This window comes from Streptomyces sp. CCM_MD2014 (assembly GCF_000772045.1).
GTDB classification, from domain to species: Bacteria; Actinomycetota; Actinomycetes; order Streptomycetales; family Streptomycetaceae; genus Streptomyces; species Streptomyces salinarius.
In genome coordinates this window covers 2898642-2913660 of the sequence record NZ_CP009754.1, presented here as the reverse complement: position 1 = coordinate 2913660, position 15019 = coordinate 2898642, and the positions used below count along the sequence as shown (strand labels likewise).

At 71.6% G+C, this 15019-nt stretch carries 11 protein-coding genes and 1 tRNA gene; 11 read left to right on the top strand and 1 reads right to left on the bottom strand.

Features of this window, described 5'->3' with window-relative positions; all coding sequences use genetic code 11:
* Positions 1-167 precede the first annotated feature (167 nt).
* A tRNA-Arg gene (locus NI25_RS12565) sits at positions 168-239 on the bottom strand.
* Positions 240-420: 181 nt separating this feature from the next.
* On the opposite strand from NI25_RS12565, the gene NI25_RS12560 reads away from it, so the two are divergent.
* The 11 genes from NI25_RS12560 (at position 421) to prfA (ending at position 14984) form a co-directional block, all read left to right on the top strand.
* Positions 421-888: a response regulator gene (locus tag NI25_RS12560; protein ID WP_061442535.1), complete on the top strand. Its 468-nt coding sequence runs from the start codon at positions 421-423 to the stop codon at positions 886-888.
* A gap of 89 nt (positions 889-977) precedes the next feature.
* The gene (gene nrtL, locus NI25_RS12555; RefSeq protein WP_061442534.1) at positions 978-2171 is read left to right on the top strand and encodes an ArgS-related anticodon-binding protein NrtL; all 1194 of its coding nucleotides are present in this window, start codon (positions 978-980) and stop codon (positions 2169-2171) included.
* An 18-nt stretch (positions 2172-2189) separates the two neighbouring features.
* On the top strand, positions 2190-3581 hold the full coding sequence (gene lysA, locus NI25_RS12550) for a diaminopimelate decarboxylase (RefSeq protein WP_061442533.1): 1392 nt from the start codon (positions 2190-2192) through the stop codon (positions 3579-3581).
* A 171-nt stretch (positions 3582-3752) separates the two neighbouring features.
* The gene (locus NI25_RS12545; RefSeq protein ID WP_031043233.1) at positions 3753-5045 is read left to right on the top strand and encodes a homoserine dehydrogenase; all 1293 of its coding nucleotides are present in this window, start codon (positions 3753-3755) and stop codon (positions 5043-5045) included.
* Between the two features lie 6 nt (positions 5046-5051).
* Positions 5052-6110 carry a threonine synthase gene (thrC, locus tag NI25_RS12540; RefSeq protein WP_061442532.1) on the top strand — a complete coding sequence of 353 codons (1059 nt, stop codon included), beginning with the start codon at positions 5052-5054 and terminating at the stop codon, positions 6108-6110.
* A 394-nt stretch (positions 6111-6504) separates the two neighbouring features.
* Positions 6505-7434, top strand: a complete 930-nt coding sequence (gene thrB, locus NI25_RS12535; RefSeq protein WP_061442531.1) for a homoserine kinase — start codon at positions 6505-6507, stop codon at positions 7432-7434.
* Between the two features lie 432 nt (positions 7435-7866).
* Positions 7867-9951, top strand: coding sequence for a transcription termination factor Rho (rho, locus tag NI25_RS12530; protein WP_061442530.1), 2085 nt, complete (start codon positions 7867-7869; stop codon positions 9949-9951).
* 217 nt (positions 9952-10168) lie between these two features.
* Positions 10169-11956 (top strand): trypsin-like serine protease, encoded by a 1788-nt coding sequence (locus tag NI25_RS12525; RefSeq protein WP_061442529.1) that lies wholly within the window; start codon positions 10169-10171, stop codon positions 11954-11956.
* Between the two features lie 349 nt (positions 11957-12305).
* Positions 12306-13454 carry an LCP family protein gene (locus NI25_RS12520; RefSeq protein WP_061442528.1) on the top strand — a complete coding sequence of 383 codons (1149 nt, stop codon included), beginning with the start codon at positions 12306-12308 and terminating at the stop codon, positions 13452-13454.
* Between the two features lie 124 nt (positions 13455-13578).
* Positions 13579-13800, top strand: coding sequence for a 50S ribosomal protein L31 (rpmE, locus tag NI25_RS12515; protein ID WP_015657814.1), 222 nt, complete (start codon positions 13579-13581; stop codon positions 13798-13800).
* A gap of 107 nt (positions 13801-13907) precedes the next feature.
* The gene (prfA, locus tag NI25_RS12510; RefSeq protein ID WP_059301454.1) at positions 13908-14984 is read left to right on the top strand and encodes a peptide chain release factor 1; all 1077 of its coding nucleotides are present in this window, start codon (positions 13908-13910) and stop codon (positions 14982-14984) included.
* The last annotated feature ends 35 nt before the right edge of the window (positions 14985-15019 follow it).

Here is a 15019-nt window from a genome sequence, read left to right as displayed (position 1 = left end):
CGGCGAAACGGCATGTGACCAGCAGCGAGGCCCTCCAAAATCAACACGCTATTACAACGTGATCACTGGCAAACAGCTGCTTTCGACGGCATTCGCCTGCACACACGACAAGACCCCGCACTCAGCAAACGCGCTGATGGCGGGGTCTTTAGGCACTTACTGCGTAGTGCCCCCGGCAGGATTCGAACCTGCGCACACGGCTCCGGAGGCCGTTGCTCTATCCCCTGAGCTACGGGGGCGTGTCCGTCGCGGTCGGTGTTGCTCGCGGCGACGGGTAGAACACTACCAGCTCGCCCGGGGTGGTCATGAACGGGTTTTGGCGGGTCGTGGGGGGAGGGTGGCGTCGGGCGTTGTCCCTCGCGCGGGGTGGAAGTGGGGAAAACCCGGACGCGGTGGCCGAGGGCGACCTACTCTCGAGTTGTGCCTAGGGCGTCCGGCCGGATTCTTGTTGTGGACGACAACAAGGTCATCCGGCAGCTGATCAGGGTCAACCTCGAGCTGGAGGGCTTCGAGGTGGTGACCGCGGGCGATGGTGCCGAGTGTCTGGAAGTCGTCCATCAGGTGCGGCCCGACGTCGTCACGCTGGACGTGGTCATGCCTCGGCTGGACGGGTTGAGGACCGCTGCTCGGCTGCGTGCCGATCCGCGTACCCGGGATCTTCCGATCGCGATCGTCAGCGCCTCTACGCAGTACGAGGTCGAGGCCGGGTTCGCCGCGGGGGCCGACGCGTTTCTGTCCAAGCCGTTCGAGCCCGCCGAGCTCATCGGGCTCGTACGGCAGTTGGCCGAGCGGGGGGCCCGCTCCGAGCCCGGGGCGGGGGCCGTCGGCGACTCCTTGCCGCGGGTGCATGGGGTCGCCGGGGAGAGTGAGACGCCCGCTCAGGCGTGAAACCGCAGCCGCACCCGGTTGCGTCCACATCCCGGGACTCCCGGGAAACGGTTCGCCTGGTCACCCCCCTCCTCCCATACGCTTGTCCCGTGACCCCCGTCGAGCTCTCCCGCACCGTGCTGCACGCCGTGCGTCGCGCCGTTGACGCGGGGGAGCTGAGCGTGGCCGTGCCGACGCGGGCCGTGGTCGCGCCGCCGGGGCCCGGAGGGTGCGGGGACTACGCCACCAGCATCGCCCTCCAGCTGGCCCGGCCGGCCGGGCAGACGCCGGTCCGGGTCGCCGAGGTGCTGCGGCCCTACCTCGTGGGGACGGACGGGATCACCGACGTGGTCCTCACCGGGCCCGGGTTCCTCAACATCAGCCTCGACCGGGCGGCCGCAGGCGTCGGGCTCGTCGGCGAGATCCTGCGCCGTGGGGCCCGGTACGGGTACGCCGAGCAGCCGGACGGGCGTGTCGTGCAGCTCCACTGCCCCCGCGACCTGCGTGCCGTCGTCGTCGCCGAGGCGTCCGCACGGCTGCTCCGCTCCCAGGGCGCCCTCGTCCGCGTGACCGCCGAGGGGTTCGAGGACGTCTGGACCTCCGTCCTGGGGGTGACGGTCGACGCCGTCGGGGTCGCTCCCGCCGCGCTCCCCGTCAACGTCCGGCCCGTGCCCGTCCCCGCCTCCGAGGCCGCCGACCTGATGTCCCTCGGCCGCGACGCCGGACGCTGGGCCCTGCTCCACCCCGCGGCCCACGACCGCCCCCGCACCGGCGACGAGCTCCTCGTCCAGCGGGAGAGCAACCCCCTCTTCCGCGTGAGGTACGCCCACGCCCGCGCCCGCGCCGCCACGCGCAACGCCGCCGACCTCGGCTTCACCGCCGAACCCGGCCCCGTCACCGGTAGCGGCTGCGGCACCCCGACCGGCTCCGGCACTCCGGCCGGCACCGGTAGCGACACCGGCACCCCGACCCGCTCCGGCACCCCGGCCGGCCCCGCCACCGGCACCCCGGCCGGCACCGCCCCCACCCCCCTCGCAGACGCGGCGCCCGAACTCCTCGCCGCCCTCGCCGACCACCCCCGCGTCCTCGCCGCCGCCGCGGAGCACCGCGCCCCCGACCGGCTCGCCCGGCATCTCGTGGCCGTCGCCGATGCCGCGCTGCCCTTCCTGCTCACCGTGCTGCCGCGCGGCGGGGAGAAACCCTCGGCCGCCCACCGTGCCCGGCTGGCGCTTGCCGAAGCCGTCGGGGCGGTGCTGGCCGGCGGCCTGGACCTCCTCGGCATCGACGCACCCGACCACCTCTGAGAGAGCGCAGAAGACGCCATGAGCCGTTCCGCACACCCCGCCGGGGCCCGTCACGCCGATGTCCTCCCCGAGGGGCACTACACCGCCCCGGCGGAGGACCTGAACGCCCTCGACCCCAAGGTCTGGGCCCACACCGTCGGACGGGACGCGGACGGTGTCGTCACCGTCGGCGGGATCGCCGTCACGCAGCTCGCCGAGGAGTACGGCACCCCCGCCTACGTCCTCGACGAGGCCGACTTCCGGGACCGGGCGCGGGCCTGGCGCACCGCCTTCGGCGCGGACGCCGACGTGTTCTACGCCGGCAAGGCCTTCCTGTCGCGCGCCGTCGTGCGGTGGCTGCACGAGGAAGGGCTCAACCTCGACGTGTGCTCGGGGGGCGAGCTGGCCACCGCGCTCTCCGCCGGGATGCCCGCCGAGCGGATCGCCTTCCACGGGAACAACAAGTCGCCGGAGGAGATCGAGCGCGCCGTCCGGGCCGGGGTCGGGCGGATCGTGCTCGACTCCTTCCAGGAGATCGTGCGGGTCGCTCACGTCGCCCAGACCCTCGGCAAGCGGCAGCGGGTGCAGATCCGGATCACCGTCGGCGTCGAGGCGCACACGCACGAATTCATCGCCACCGCGCACGAGGACCAGAAGTTCGGCATTCCGCTGGCCGGCGGGCAGGCCGCCGAGGCCGTGCGGCGGGCGCTGCAGCTCGACGGGCTCGAGGTCATCGGGATCCACTCCCACATCGGGTCGCAGATCTTCGACATGTCGGGGTTCGAGGTCGCCGCGCACCGGGTGGTGGGGCTGCTCAAGGACATCCGGGACGAGCACGGGGTCGAGCTGCCCGAGATCGACCTCGGCGGCGGGCTCGGGATCGCCTACACCAGCGACGACGACCCCCGCGAGCCGCACGAGATCGCCAAGGCGCTGACCGAGATCGTGACGCGCGAGTGCGAGGCCGCCCGGCTCGCCACACCGCGCATCTCCGTCGAGCCCGGACGGGCCATCGTGGGGCCGACCGCCTTCACCCTGTACGAGGTCGGCACCGTCAAGCCGCTCGACGGACTGCGGACCTACGTCTCCGTCGACGGCGGGATGTCGGACAACATCCGCACCGCGCTCTACGACGCCGAGTACAGCGTCGCCCTCGCCTCCCGCACCTCCGACGCCGAGCCGATGCTCGTGCGCGTCGTCGGCAAGCACTGCGAGAGCGGGGACATCGTGGTCAAGGACGCCTTCCTGCCGGGGGACCTGGCGCCCGGCGACCTCATCGCCGTACCGGCGACGGGGGCGTACTGCCGCTCCATGGCCAGCAACTACAACCACGTGCTGCGCCCGCCGGTCGTCGCCGTGCGGGACGGCGAGGCGCGGGTGATCGTGCGGCGGGAGACCGAGGAGGATCTGCTGCGTCTCGACGTGGGGTGACACTCCGGGGGGAGCAAGGGAGGGGCGGGCGGAGATCCTTCGTGAAGATCCTTCGGCCCATACCCCGTCCGAAAATGAAATAAACGTCTCACGATCCGGACGAAAGGCAGAAAATCCCGTCCGGTGCGTGAGACTGGTCCAACCGTAGACGGTAAGAGGAAACGAGGTCGGATGATGCGTACGCGTCCGCTGAAGGTGGCGCTGCTGGGCTGTGGAGTGGTCGGCTCAGAGGTGGCGCGCATCATGACGACGCACGCCGCCGACCTCGCCGCCCGGATCGGGGCTCCCGTGGAGCTCGCGGGCGTGGCCGTACGGCGGCCCGACAAGGTGCGCGAGGGCATCGACCCGGCCCTCGTCACCACCGACGCCACCGCGCTCGTCAAGCGGGGGGACATCGACGTCGTCGTCGAGGTGATCGGCGGGATCGAGCCCGCGCGGACGCTCATCACCACCGCCTTCGCGCACGGCGCCTCCGTCGTCTCCGCCAACAAGGCGCTCATCGCGCAGGACGGCGCCGCCCTGCACGCCGCCGCCGACGAGCACGGCAAGGACCTCTACTACGAGGCCGCCGTCGCCGGTGCCATCCCGCTGATCCGGCCGCTGCGCGAGTCCCTCGCCGGCGACAAGGTCAACCGGGTGCTCGGCATCGTCAACGGGACGACCAACTTCATCCTCGACGCCATGGACTCGACCGGGGCCGGTTACCAGGAGGCGCTCGACGAGGCCACCGCCCTCGGGTACGCCGAGGCCGACCCGACCGCCGACGTCGAGGGCTTCGACGCCGCCGCCAAGGCCGCCATCCTCGCCGGGATCGCCTTCCACACGCGCGTGCGGCTCGACGACGTCTACCGCGAGGGCATGACCGAGGTCACCGCCGCCGACTTCGCCTCCGCCAAGGAGATGGGCTGCACCATCAAGCTGCTCGCCATCTGCGAGCGGGCGGCGGACGGGGGATCGGTCACCGCGCGCGTGCATCCCGCGATGATTCCGCTCAGCCACCCGCTGGCCAACGTGCGCGAGGCCTACAACGCCGTCTTCGTGGAGTCCGAGGCCGCCGGCCAGCTCATGTTCTACGGGCCCGGTGCGGGCGGCTCCCCGACCGCCTCCGCCGTGCTCGGCGACCTCGTCGCCGTCTGCCGCAACCGGATCGGCGGAGCGACCGGACCCGGTGAGTCCGCGTACGCCGCGCTGCCCGTCTCCCCGATGGGAGACGTCGTCACGCGCTACCACATCAGCCTCGACGTGGCCGACAAACCGGGCGTGCTCGCCCAGGTGGCGACCGTGTTCGCGGAGCACGGTGTCTCCATCGACACCGTGCGGCAGTCCGGCAAGGACGGCGAGGCCTCCCTCGTCGTCGTCACCCACCGCGCGTCCGACGCCGCCCTCGGCGGTACCGTCGAGGCGCTGCGCAAGCTCGACACCGTGCGGGGTGTCGCCAGCATCATGCGGGTTGAAGGAGAGTAACCAGCAATGACCCACCAGTGGCGCGGAATCATCCAGGAGTACCGGGACCGGCTGCCCGTCTCCGACAGCACGCCCGTCGTGACGCTCCGTGAGGGCGGCACCCCGCTCGTGCCCGCGCAGGTGCTCTCCGAGCGCACGGGCTGCGAGGTCCACCTCAAGGTCGAGGGCGCGAACCCGACCGGGTCCTTCAAGGACCGCGGCATGACCATGGCCATCAGCAAGGCGAAGGAGGAGGGCGCGCAGGCCGTCATCTGCGCGTCCACCGGGAACACCTCCGCCTCCGCCGCCGCGTACGGTGTGCGGGCCGGCATGGTCTCCGCGGTGCTCGTGCCGCAGGGCAAGATCGCGCTCGGCAAGATGGGCCAGGCCCTCGTGCACGGCGCCAAGATCCTCCAGGTCGACGGCAACTTCGACGACTGCCTCACCCTGGCCCGCGCGCTCAGCGACAACTACCCGGTGGCCCTGGTCAATTCGGTCAACCCGGTGCGTATCGAGGGGCAGAAGACGGCCGCCTTCGAGATCGTCGACATGCTCGGCGACGCGCCCGACATCCACGTCCTCCCGGTGGGCAACGCGGGCAACATCACCGCGTACTGGAAGGGGTACCGGGAGTACGCCGCCGACGGGGTCAGTACGAAGCGGCCCCGCATGTGGGGGTTCCAGGCCTCCGGCTCCGCCCCGATCGTGCGCGGCGAGGTCGTCAAGGACCCCTCCACCATCGCCACCGCCATCCGGATCGGCAACCCCGCCTCCTGGGACTTCGCGCTCGCCGCGCGGGACGAGTCGGGCGGCGCCATCGACGAGGTGACGGACCGTGAGATCCTGCGCGCCTACCGGCTGTTGGCCTCCCAGGAGGGCGTCTTCGTGGAGCCCGCGTCCGCCGCGTCGGTGGCCGGTCTGCTGAAGGCCGCCGAGCAGGGCAAGGTCGACCCGGGGCAGCGCATCGTGTGCACCGTCACCGGCAACGGGCTCAAGGACCCGGACTGGGCCGTCGCGGGTGCCCCGCAGCCGGTCACCGTCCCGGTCGACGCGGCGACGGCGGCCGAGCGGCTCGGCCTCGTGTGACATGCGGCCGGCGCGTGACGCGTGACCGGCGTATGAACGCGACCGACGTATGAACGCGACCGGCGTATGAGGGCGTAAGCGACGCCCAGCCGGGAAAGCCACATACGGGGGGTGCACAGGGGGCTTACGACACGCATCGTGCGCCTCCTGTGCGCCCTATGTCGCCACAGAACCTTCCTTCGATAGGCTGTACCTCATCCGCCTGCCGCATATGCCGCGGGGCCGCGCCGTCTCCGCGGTCGGTACGGGCCGACCGTTCGACAGGAAGCGGCGAGCCCCAGGATTCCGTACGTCGTCGAATGTCGTTCGACGGTCCGGGCGGTCCCGAGGTCCCGACAATTTCGACAGCTCGACAGTTTCGACAGTCCCGCAGCTCAAGGAGAGTCATCTAGCGATGGCCGGTCCAGCGTTCCGCGCCGCCGCCGTCAGGGTGCGCGTCCCCGCCACCAGCGCCAACCTCGGTCCGGGCTTCGACGCCCTGGGCCTCGCGCTGGGTCTCTACGACGACGTGGTCGTCCGGGTGGCCGACTCCGGGCTGCACATCGACATCGCGGGTGAGGGCAGCGAGACCCTCCCGCGCGACGAGAAGCACCTCCTCGTGCGCTCCCTGCGCACCGCCTTCGACCTGCTCGGCGGACAGCCGCGCGGCCTGGAGATCGTCTGCGCCAACCGCATCCCGCACGGCCGCGGCCTCGGCTCCTCCTCCGCGGCCATCTGCGCCGGCATCGTCGCCGCGCGCGCGGTGACCATAGGCGGCGAGGCCCGCCTCGACGACGCCGCGCTGCTCGACCTCGCCACCGAGATCGAGGGCCACCCGGACAACGTGGCGGCCTGTCTGCTCGGCGGTTTCACCCTGTCCTGGATGGAGTCCGGCGCGGCCCGGGCGATCAGGATGGAGCCCGCCGATTCCATCGTTCCGGTGGTTTTCGTACCCGGTAAGCCGGTACTGACCCAGACGGCGCGCGGACTGCTCCCGCGCAGCGTCCCGCACGTCGACGCCGCCGCCAACGCCGGCCGCGCCGCGCTGCTCGTCGAGGCCCTCACCAGGCGCCCCGAGCTGCTGCTGCCGGCCACCGAGGACCGCCTCCACCAGGAGTACCGCGCACCGGCCATGCCGGAGAGCGCGGCGCTGGTGGAGCGGCTGCGCGGCGACGGCATCCCCGCGGTGATCTCGGGCGCGGGGCCCACGGTGATGGCCCTGGCCGACGCCGACACGGCCGACAAGGTCGAGGCGCTGGCCGGAACGGACTGGGCGGCCAACCGGCTCAGCCTGGACGGGCAGGGCGCCAGCGTCCTGCCGCTGGCGACGTCCGGCGACATCTAGACGCGCAAGCGGTTGCCGGATTTCGAGAGGGGGAATGTTTGTTGGATCCGGTAGTGTTAACCTCAAGTCTGCACCCGACCCCACCATGGCGAGGTGCCTCGTGTCCCCGTCCGGGACAGACATTCTTCCGGGAGCCCCCCAAGCCGCATCGTGCAGTGGATGTCGTACGTGATCAGTACGGCCGACACGGGCATTGAGCGGCCCGCCGGTGGGGGTCACCCCCTCTGGGGGAGTTTCGGAACCGGTGCGACCACGCCGCATGACACAGACACCGGGTGCCACGGCTAGGGGAAGCGCCATCACCAGATATCTCTTCCGCCGTTCAGGCGGACCACCGCCCCGGCACGGTTCGCACAGCAAGGACCGAAGCCGGACAGCACAACCGGTCGCCGAGCCAGACAGGCCGACGTCCGCTCCAGGGAAGGACCCTTCGTGAGCGACACCACCGATCTGATGGGCGCACGTGTCGAGGAGACCGCTGCCGCGCCCGCCACGGACGCCTCCGCGCCTGCCACCGGTGCCGGCTCCCGGCGGCGCCGCGGTACCGGCCTCGAGGGCATGGTGCTGGCCGAGCTGCAGCAGGTCGCATCCGGCCTCGGCATCAGGGGCACCGCGCGGATGCGCAAGAGCCAGCTGATCGAGGTCATCAAGGAGGCGCAGGCCGCCGGGGGTGCCCCCGCCAAGGCCGCGCCCGCGGACACCGCCGGCGAGACCAAGCCGAAGCGCCGCAGCACCTCCCGGGCCCGTACGGGCGACGAGGCCCCCGCCGAGAAGGCGGAGCGGGCGGAGAAGGCCGGCAAGGCCGACAAGAAGGCGGACAAGGCGGACGCCGACAAGGCCGCCGCCCAGCAGCAGATCGAGATCCCCGGTCAGCCGTCCCCCAAGGTCAACACCGCGGCCGAGCAGGCCGCCCCCGCCGACGACGCCCCCTCCGAGCGCCGTCGTCGCCGGGCCACCGCCGACGCGGGCAGCCCGTCCGGCGGCACCGACACGGTGACCGTCGAGTCGCGCACCGAGCAGAAGGCGGACGCGTCGGGCCAGCAGCAGTCGCAGCAGCAGGGTCAGGGCCAGCAGCAGGGCCAGGGCGACGCCCGTTCCGACGGCGAGGGTGGCGAGGGCCGCCGTCGCGACCGCCGTGACCGGGGCGACCGCGGTGACCGCGGCGGCCGCGACCGGCGCAACAAGGGCGACGACCAGAACCAGGGCGGCGGCCGTCAGGACCGCCAGCAGCAGGGCGGCGGACGCCAGGACCGTCAGCAGCACGACGACGGCTACGACGACGACGGCGGCGGCCGCCGCGGGCGCCGGGGCCGCTACCGGGACCGCCGGGGCCGTCGCGGACGCGACGAGATCCAGGAGCCGCAGATCAACGAGGACGACGTCCTCATCCCGGTCGCCGGCATCCTCGACATCCTCGACAACTACGCGTTCATCCGGACCTCCGGCTACCTGCCCGGCCCCAACGACGTGTACGTCTCCCTCGCCCAGGTCCGCAAGAACGGCCTGCGCAAGGGCGACCACCTCACCGGTGCCGTGCGCCAGCCCAAGGAGGGCGAGCGCCGCGAGAAGTTCAACGCGCTGGTGCGCCTGGACTCGGTCAACGGCATGGCCCCCGAACACGGCCGCGGCCGCCCGGAGTTCAACAAGCTCACCCCGCTGTACCCGCAGGACCGCCTCCGCCTGGAGACGGACCCCGGCGTCCTCACCACCCGCATCATCGACCTCGTCGCGCCGATCGGTAAGGGCCAGCGCGGTCTGATCGTGGCCCCGCCGAAGACCGGCAAGACCATGATCATGCAGGCGATCGCCAACGCGATCACGCACAACAACCCCGAGTGCCACCTGATGGTCGTCCTGGTCGACGAGCGTCCGGAAGAGGTCACCGACATGCAGCGGTCGGTGAAGGGCGAGGTCATCTCCTCGACCTTCGACCGCCCGGCCGAGGACCACACCACGGTCGCCGAGCTGGCCATCGAGCGCGCCAAGCGCCTGGTGGAGCTGGGTCACGACGTCGTCGTGCTGCTCGACTCGATCACGCGTCTGGGCCGTGCGTACAACCTCGCCGCCCCGGCCTCCGGCCGCATCCTGTCCGGTGGTGTCGACTCGACCGCCCTGTACCCGCCGAAGCGCTTCTTCGGTGCGGCCCGCAACATCGAGGACGGCGGTTCGCTGACCATCCTCGCCACCGCCCTGGTGGACACCGGGTCCCGCATGGACGAGGTCATCTTCGAGGAGTTCAAGGGCACCGGCAACGCCGAGCTCAAGCTCGACCGGAAGCTCGCCGACAAGCGCATCTTCCCGGCGGTGGACGTCGACGCGTCCGGCACCCGCAAGGAGGAGATCCTGCTCGGCAACGAGGAGCTCGCCGTCACCTGGAAGCTGCGCCGGGTGTTGCACGCCCTCGACCAGCAGCAGGCGATCGAGCTGCTCCTCGACAAGATGAAGCAGACCAAGTCGAACGTCGAGTTCCTGATGCAGATCCAGAAGACGACCCCGACGCCCGGCAACGGCGACTGAGCCACCGCCGGTCCTCCGGATCGCAGCCCGAGGTCCCGCTTCGTCACACCGGTGACGGGGCGGGACCTCTGGCTTGTAGGATCAGCGCACCGCAGTGGGGGGGAACGTATTTTCGGATACGCCCACGGGGCGACCGGCGGTCCGTGCTGCCTTCACGGACCCTGCCGCCCGCCGGGCGCTTCTCTCCTGCCTGCGTCTACAGCGACAGGAGACCTGAGTGACATCTACCCCTCGAAGAGCCCGGCTGGCTCTTCCCGCGGCCACCGCCGCACTCGCCCTGTCGGGCGCGGTCCTCGCGGCCGCCCCCGCCCAGGCGTCCGGCGGGACCCCCGTCCCGCCCCGGCCGGCCGTCACCGAACGGCCCGCCACCGCGTCCCCGGCCGAGCTGGCGCAGCGGGTCGAGGACTCCGGGGCCGCCCTCAAGGACGGCGACACCGCCCCCGGCACGCAGCCGAAGGCCACCGAGAGCGCCCAGGCGCCCTCCGGCAGGATCGACCCGAAGATCATCGGCGGCAAGGACGCGTCGATCTCCGAGGCGCCGTGGATGGTGCAGCTGCACTACTACGACGACAAGGGCACCGACGACACCGCCGACGACGAGGGCTACTTCTGCGGCGGCACCCTGGTCGCCCCGGCGAAGGTCCTCACCGCCGCCCACTGCGTGTACGGCCTGGACTGGGCGGAGAACGGAGCCGTCCTCGCCGGCACCGCCCAACTGCCCGACGGCACCGACCTGCACGGCGGCCGGGTCGCCGGCGTGTGGAGCCAGTGGGTCAACCCCACGTACCGGCCGAGCACCACCTCGGGCGGCGACCTGGCCGTGCTCACGCTGGCCGAGGCCCTGCCGTACAAGACGCTCCGGCCGACGACGAGCGACGACACCGCCTCCTACTCCAACGGGACCCCGGCGACGGTGTACGGCTGGGGGCGCACCAGCTCCACCAGCCAGGACATCTCGCCGACGCTGAAGAAGGCGACCGTGCCGATGCGCCCGGACGCCTCCTGCACCTCGTACTGGGGCTCCGACTTCGTGCCCGGCCAGATGGCCTGCGCCGGCGACGCGGCCTCCGGCCAGGACGCCGGTACGGTCTCCCCGTGCAACGGCGACTCCGGCGGCCCGCTCGTGGTCAACGGCCGGATCGCCGGCGTGGTCTCCTGGGGCGTCGAGGACTGCGTCGCCTCGGGCGCCTACGCCGTCTACGCCAAGGTCAGCTCGTACGTCGGCGAGGTCAACTCCCGCGTCGACGACACCGACCTCGACTTCGACGGCCTGGCGGACCTCTTCGCCCGCACCCCGGGCGGCGAGGCGTACGAGTACTACTCGCTCGGCAACCAGTGGCCCTACCTGGGCAACCGCCTCTCGCTCGGGGACTGGAGCGGGGTGAGCCTGGTGCGCCAGGGCGACCTGGACCGCGACTCCTGGCAGGACTACGTGTACCGCGCCTCGGACGGCGTGCTGTACACGCTCGCCTTCAACGGGGAGGACCGTTACGAGTCGATCCGCGTCGGCGGCGGCTGGAACGCGATGAAGGACCTCCGTGTCCCGGGCGACCTCTCCGGCGACGCCCTGCCCGACCTGGTCGCCAAGGACAAGGACGGCGTCCTGTGGCTCTACCCCGGCAAGGGCGACGGCACGTTCGGCAGCCGCGTCCGGATCGGCGGCGGCTGGGCCACGTACACGATCACCGGCAAGGGCGACTACAACCGCGACGGCAGGCCCGACCTGCTGGCGCGCGACGGCTCCGGCGTCCTGTGGCTGTACCCGGGCACCGGGAAGGCCGCACCGGCCCTCGGCAGCCGGGTCAGGGTCGGCGGCGGCTGGAACGCCTACAGCGCCTTCGCCACCGCCGGTGACACCACCGGTGACGGCAGGCCCGACCTGCTGGCCCGCGACAGCTCCGGTGTGATGTGGCTGTACAAGGGCACCGGGAAGTCCGGCACGGCCACGTTCCACACCCGCGCCCGGGTCGGCGGCGGCTGGAACGCGTTCAATCTCTTCGGCTGAGCGAAGCTCCCCGCCGGGGCCGCCCCCACCTCGGGGGCGGCCCCTTCGCCGTTCACCGGGACCGCGGCTGCGACCTTCGCCACACGGGACGCCCCGGGCGGCGTCCCGGCGGGATGGGGCCGGTGCCCGTGGACACCCAGGTCAGCGCCCCGGACCCCCGCACCGCGAACACGCTCCGTCACCGTTTTTGCACCGGTTCGCCACAGTCCGTTGTGTAACCCTGTCCCGAGTTCCGCCGTCTGAGCTACGGAGGGACCATGGTGAGGACCGGCGCCGAACCCGCCGCCGGAACCGACCGCCCCGACCCTGAGCGCAGGGGGTAACCGACCGGACGAACACCGAGGAGCCCATGTCCGCCGAGAGCACGCCGGATCCCGCGATACCCGGCCCCGGCCAGTCCCGCACCACCGGACCCGGCCACCGGGGCAAGGGCCGCCGCCGCAGGCCCAGAACGGGCCGCCGCAAGGCCCTGCTCGTCGCGGCCTGGAGCGCCGCCGGCATCGTGGTCCTGGGCGGCACCGGAGCCGGATTCCTGTACTTCAAGCTCAACGGCAACCTCACGAGCGTCGACATCGACGCGGCACTCGGCGCCGACCGGCCCGAGAAGGCCGACAACGGCTCCGAGAACATCCTGGTCCTGGGCTCCGACACCCGCTCCGGCGGCAACAAGAAGCTCGGCGGCGGCACCGACGACGGCACCGCCCGCTCGGACACCGCGATGATCGTGCACGTCTACAAGGGCCACAAGAAGGCCAGCGTGGTCTCCATCCCGCGCGACACCCTCATCGACCGCCCCGACTGCACCGACACCGACGGCACCGACCACCCCGCCGCCGAGGGCGTGATGTTCAACTCCGCCTACTCCACCGGTGGCGCCGCCTGCGCCGTGAAGACCGTCGAGTCGATCAGCGGCCTGCGCATGGACCACTACCTGGAGGTCGACTTCAGCGGCTTCCAGAACCTCATCGACGACCTCGGCGGCGTCGAGGTCACCACCACCGAGGACATCAAGGACCCCGACAGCCACCTCGACCTCCGGGCCGGCACCCACCGGCTCGACGGCGAGCAGGCCCTCGGCCTGGTCCGCACCCGGCACGGCGTCGGCGACGGCTCCGACCTCGGCCGCATCCAGCTCCAGCAGGCCTTCGTCAAGGCCCTGGTCCACCAGGTCAAGGACATCGGCCTGCTCGGCAACCCCAAGAAGCTGTACGACATCGCCGACACCGCCACCAAGACCGTGACCACCGACTCCGACCTGGGCTCGGTGAACTCCCTGATGTCCTTCGCGACCGGACTGAAGGGCATCGGCCCCGACAAGATGCACATGGTCACCATGCCGGTGGTCTACGACCCCGCCGACCCGAACCGGGTGCTCCTGGAGAAGACCAAGGCCGACCAGGTCTGGACGGCCCTGAAGAACGACCGTCCGATCCCGAAGTCGGCGACGGAGGGAACGGCCACCGGTGAGGCCAAGGGCGTCGTGAACACCGGGGAATAGTTCCCGGCGCCCCCCGGTTTTGGGGGATGGCGCCAGTCCTGGCAGACTGGTACGTCGGCTCCGGTTCACGCTCCCGCATCCCGCGGCTGCGACCCGGCGCCCTCCCGGAACAGTAGGAGACACCTTGAAGCGCGACATCCACCCCGAGTACGTCGAGACGCAGGTCAGCTGCACCTGTGGCGCGTCGTTCACCACCCGCAGCACCATCGAGAGCGGCACCATCCGCGCCGAGGTCTGCTCCGAGTGCCACCCGTTCTACACGGGCAAGCAGAAGATCCTCGACACCGGTGGCCGCGTGGCCCGCTTCGAGGCCCGCTTCGGCAAGGCCGCCGGCTCCAAGAAGTAGCGAGCCTCCAACCGCCGGTCCACGGCCGCATCCCCTGCCCGGGGAGCGCCGGGACCGGCGTTTTTGGTCGCCCGTCTTCCCTTCCCACGCAGTAGCAGGAGCCCAAGATGTTCGAGGCCGTCGAGGAACTCGTCGCCGAGCACGCCGACCTGGAGAAGAAGCTCGCCGACCCGTCGGTCCACTCCGACCAGGCGAACGCGCGCAAGCTGAACAAGCGGTACGCCGAGCTGACCCCGATCGTCGCCACGTTCCGCTCCTGGAAGCAGACCGGCGACGACATCGAGACCGCGCGCGAGTTCGCCGCCGACGACCCGGACTTCGCCGCCGAGGTCAAGGAGCTGGACAAGCAGCGCGACGAGCTCACCGAGAAGCTGCGCCTGCTGCTCGTCCCGCGCGACCCCAGCGACGACAAGGACGTCATCCTCGAGATCAAGGCCGGCGCCGGCGGCGACGAGTCGGCGCTCTTCGCCGGCGACCTGCTGCGCATGTACCTGCGCTACGCCGAGCGGGTCGGCTGGAAGACCGAGATCATCGACTCCACCGAGTCCGAGCTGGGCGGCTACAAGGACGTCCAGGTCGCCGTGAAGACCAAGGGCGGCCAGGGCGCCACCGAGCCCGGCCAGGGCGTCTGGGCGCGCCTGAAGTACGAGGGCGGCGTGCACCGCGTGCAGCGCGTGCCCGCGACCGAGTCCCAGGGCCGGATCCACACCTCCGCGGCCGGCGTCCTCGTGACCCCCGAGGCCGAGGAGATCGACGTCGAGATCAACCCCAACGACCTCCGCATCGACGTCTACCGCTCCTCCGGACCCGGCGGCCAGTCCGTCAACACCACCGACTCCGCCGTGCGCATCACGCACATCCCGACCGGAGTCGTCGCCTCCTGCCAGAACGAGAAGAGCCAGCTGCAGAACAAGGAGCAGGCGATGCGTATCCTGCGCTCCAGGCTGCTCGCGGCGGCGCAGGAGGAGGCGGAGAAGGAGGCCGCGGACGCCCGGCGCAGCCAGGTCCGCACCGTCGACCGCTCCGAGAAGATCCGCACGTACAACTTCCCGGAGAACCGCATCTCGGACCACCGCGTCGGCTTCAAGGCGTACAACCTGGACCAGGTCCTGGACGGCGACCTCGACTCGGTGATCCAGGCGTGCGTCGACGCGGACTCGGCGGCCAAGCTCGCCGCCGCGTAAACCCCGTAGCCGCACCGTACGCCCGTACCGGACGA